This window comes from Sphaerotilus sp. (assembly GCF_013299175.1).
Classification (GTDB): domain Bacteria; phylum Pseudomonadota; class Gammaproteobacteria; order Burkholderiales; family Burkholderiaceae_C; genus Sphaerotilus.
On the sequence record NZ_JAAFKF010000187.1, the window covers coordinates 1 to 3669 of the forward strand.

General features: G+C 67.7%; 4 protein-coding genes. 3 read left to right on the top strand and 1 reads right to left on the bottom strand.

Going from position 1 to position 3669, the window contains the following annotated elements; all coding sequences use genetic code 11:
- The 3 genes from QZW52_RS18910 to QZW52_RS18920 all read left to right on the top strand — a co-directional run.
- Window positions 1-1259 (top strand): multicopper oxidase family protein (locus QZW52_RS18910; RefSeq protein WP_294001633.1); only part of this gene is annotated, 1259 nt, incomplete at its 5' end.
- A 36-nt stretch (window positions 1260-1295) separates the two neighbouring features.
- Entirely contained in the window at window positions 1296-1820 is a 525-nt protein-coding gene (locus tag QZW52_RS18915) for a cupredoxin domain-containing protein (protein ID WP_294001635.1), read from the top strand.
- Between the two features lie 30 nt (window positions 1821-1850).
- On the top strand, window positions 1851-2147 hold the full coding sequence (locus QZW52_RS18920) for a copper-binding protein (RefSeq protein ID WP_294001637.1): 297 nt from the start codon (window positions 1851-1853) through the stop codon (window positions 2145-2147).
- A 22-nt stretch (window positions 2148-2169) separates the two neighbouring features.
- On the opposite strand, the gene QZW52_RS18925 is transcribed toward QZW52_RS18920, so the two are convergent.
- Entirely contained in the window at window positions 2170-3669 is a 1500-nt protein-coding gene (locus QZW52_RS18925; RefSeq protein ID WP_294001639.1) for a carboxypeptidase M32, read from the bottom strand.

Consider the following 3669-nt stretch of genomic DNA (forward strand, 5'->3'; position numbering starts at 1 on the left):
CCGACGGCCGCCCGTATCACCCGGTCGTCACGCTGCACGGCTGGAGCCTGCCCTGGCGCCTGAACAACGGTGTCAAGGAGTTCCACCTCGTCGCCGAACCCGTCGTGCGCGAGATGACGCCCGGCTTCAACGCCCACCTGTGGGGCTACAACGGCCAGTCGCCGGGGCCGACCATCGAGGTGGTCGAGGGCGACCGCGTGCGCATCTTCGTCACCAACAAGCTGCCCGAGCACCACGCCGTCCACTGGCATGGTCAGCGCCTGCCCAACGGCATGGACGGCGTTTCGGGTCTGACACAGCCGTCGATCCCACCAGGGAAAACCTTCGTCTACGAGTTCGAGGCCCGCCGCCCCGGCACCTTCATGTACCACCCCCACGCCGACGAGATGACGCAGATGGCGATGGGCATGATGGGCCTGTGGATCACGCACCCGAAGCTCGACGCCAAGGGCCGGCACCCGCTGATCGAGAACGCCGACCGCGATTTCTGCTTCCTGCTCAACGCCTTCGACATCGATCCGGGCAGCGCGACGCCGAAGATCATGACCATGCTCGACTTCAACCTCTGGGCGTGGAACAGCAGGCTCTTCCCCGGCCTGGATTCGCTGAACGTCCGCCAGGGCGACCGGGTGCGCATCCGCGTCGGCAACCTGACGATGACCAACCACCCGATCCACCTGCACGGCCACGAGTTCGAGGTCACGGGCACGGATGGCGGGCCGGTGCCGAAGTCGGCGCGCTGGCCCGAGGTGACGACCGACGTGGCGGTGGGCCAGATGCGGCAGATCGAGTTCGTCGCCAGCGAAGAGGGCGACTGGGCCTTCCACTGCCACAAGAGCCACCACACGATGAACGCGATGGGCCACAACGTGCCGACGATGATCGGCGTCGATCACAGTGGGTTGGCGAAGAAGATCAACAAGCTCATCCCCGACTACATGGTCATGGGCGAGCGCGGCATGGCCGACATGGGCGAGATGGAGATGCCGCTGCCCGACAACACCGCGCCGATGATGACCGGCGAAGGGCCGTTCGGCGGCGTGGAGATGGGCGGAATGTTCAGCATGCTGAAGGTACGGCGCGACCAGAAACCGGGTGACTACAGCGACCCCGGCTGGTTCAAGCACCCCAAGGGCACCGTCGCCCATGAATGGACCGGCGAGCCGCTGCCCGAACCCGTCAAGGCTGCCTCGGCAGAACCAGCCCCCACCGACACGACCGTGCGCGTGCGCAAGCCGGTCGATCACAAGCACCACTGAACAACACGGCAACACGCCAACACGAGACCCACCACCATGCGATTCACTGCAACCACCACCTTCCTCGCCGCCTGCTGCGCCCTGTGCATCGGCCTGACCGCGCCGGATACCGTGCAAGCCCACGGCGCCCAGCCCCACCACGCCGGCCCCGTCCGCAAGGAACAGAAAGACTGGGGCATCGCCGCCGAACCCCGCGCCGCCCGCCGCACCATCAAGGTCACGATGGGCGACGACATGCGCTTCCACCCCGGCAACATCGAGGTGAAGGAAGGCGACACGGTGCGGCTGTCGATCCGCAACACCGGCAAGCTGATGCACGAGATGGTGATCGGCACGCCGCCCGTGCTGGAGGAGCACGCCGCGCTGATGGTCAAGTTCCCGGACATGGAACACGACGAGCCGTACATGGCGCATGTGCCGCCGGGCAAGTCGGGCGAAATCGTCTGGACCTTCAACCGGGCAGGGGATTTCCGCTTCGCCTGCCTGATGGCGGGGCACTACCAGGCGGGCATGGTTGGCGACATCCGTGTCAGCCAGCGTGTCCCCTCGAAAGCCCGCTGATCCGTTGATGCACAGCAAGGAGAAATTGCCATGACCCGTACCCGCTGGACCGCCGCGCTCGCCCTCACCGCCACCGCCCTGTTCGCCGCGCTGCCCGCGCACGCCCAGAGCACCGACGCCGAGGTGATGAAGATCGACAAGCCACAGCAGAAGATCACGCTCAAGCACGGCGAGATCAAGAACCTCGACATGCCTCCGATGACGATGGTGTTCCGCGTGCAGGACGCCGGGATGCTGGACGCCGTGAAGGTGGGCGACAAGGTGAAGTTCGACGCCGACAAGGTGGGGGGGCAGTACACCGTCACCAAGCTGGCTGCGTCGAAGTAAACGGTCTCCCGCGGTGGGGTGGTCAGCCCAGGTACCGCCCCTCCAGATGCGCCCGGAAATGCGCCGGGTTCAGCGCCTCGCCACTGGCCCGCCGCGTCAGCTCCGGCGTCTCCCACCGGGAACCCTGCCGCCAGACGTGGTCCTTGAGCCAATCGAACACCGGGTTCAGATCCCCCGCCGCGATGCGCTCGTCGAGGTTCGGCATCTGCCGGCGCATCGTCGCAAACCACTGCGCCGCGTACATCGCCCCGAGCGTGTAGCAAGGGAAATAACCGAACGAGCCGGACGGCCAATGCACGTCCTGCATCGGGCCGTTGCGGTAGTCGCCCCGCGTGTCACGCCCGAGGTAGGCCATCATCTTCTCGTCCCACAGCGCGGGGATGTCGTCCACGTCGATCACGCCTTCGATCAGCGCCCGCTCGATCTCGAAACGCAGGATGACATGCGCCGGGTAGGTCACCTCGTCGGCATCGACGCGGATCAACCCCGGTTCGACCCGCGTGGCCAGGCGCGTCAGGTTCTCGACCGTGAACGCCGGCTGCGGGCCGAAGTGCTCGACCATCAGCGGCACCAGTTGCGCCACGAAACCGGGGTGCGCGCCGAGCTGCATCTCGAACGACAGGCTCTGGCTCTCGTGCAGACCGTAGGAGCGCGCACGGGCGATCGGCTGGCCCAGCCACTCGCGCGGCAAGCCTTGTTCATAGCGGGCGTGGCCGGTTTCATGCACCGTGCCCATCAGGCTCGACATCAGGTTGTCCAGCGCATAGCGGGTCGTCAGCCGCACGTCCTCGGGCACGCCGCCGGAGAAGGGGTGCGTGCTCTCGTCGAGGCGGCCACCGTCGAAGTCGAAGTCGAGCCGCTGCATCACCGCCAGACTCAGCGCCTTCTGCTGCGGCAGCGGGAACGGCCCGACCGGCTGCAGCACGGGCGGCGCGGCCTGCTGGCGCGCCTGCACGTCCCGGATCAGGCCGGGCAGCCAGGTCTTCAGGTCGCCGAAAACGCGCTCCACCTCGGCGCTGGTCATGCCCGGCTCGAAGCGGTCCATCAGTGCGTCGTAGGGCATCAGGCCAGTCGCCTCGGCCAGGTGCATCGCCTCCTCGCGGGCAATCTGCACGACCGGCCGGAAGTTCTCGGCGAAGCCAGCCCAGTCGTTGGCGGGCCGCTGCTGGCGCCAGGCGTGCTCGCAGCGGGCGGTGGCCAGCGTGCGGCGCTCGACCAGCGCGGCCGGCAGCGCGTTGGCGGCGAGCCAGTCGCGGCGCATCTCGCGCAGGTTGGCGCGCTGCCAGTCGGACAGCGTCTCGTCCTCGGCCTGGCGCAGCAGGGCGGCCAGCGCGGGGTCGGTGCGCTGGGCATGCAGCAGGCCGTCGAGTTCGGCCATCGCCGCGGCACGGGCATCAACGCCGCCGGAGGGCATGTTGGCGGCCTGGTCCCAGCCGACGATCGAGCCGAGGTGCTCGAAGCGGTAGAGGCGCAGGAAACGGATTTCGAGGTCGGAATAAGCAGACACGGTGTCCCCCTTCAG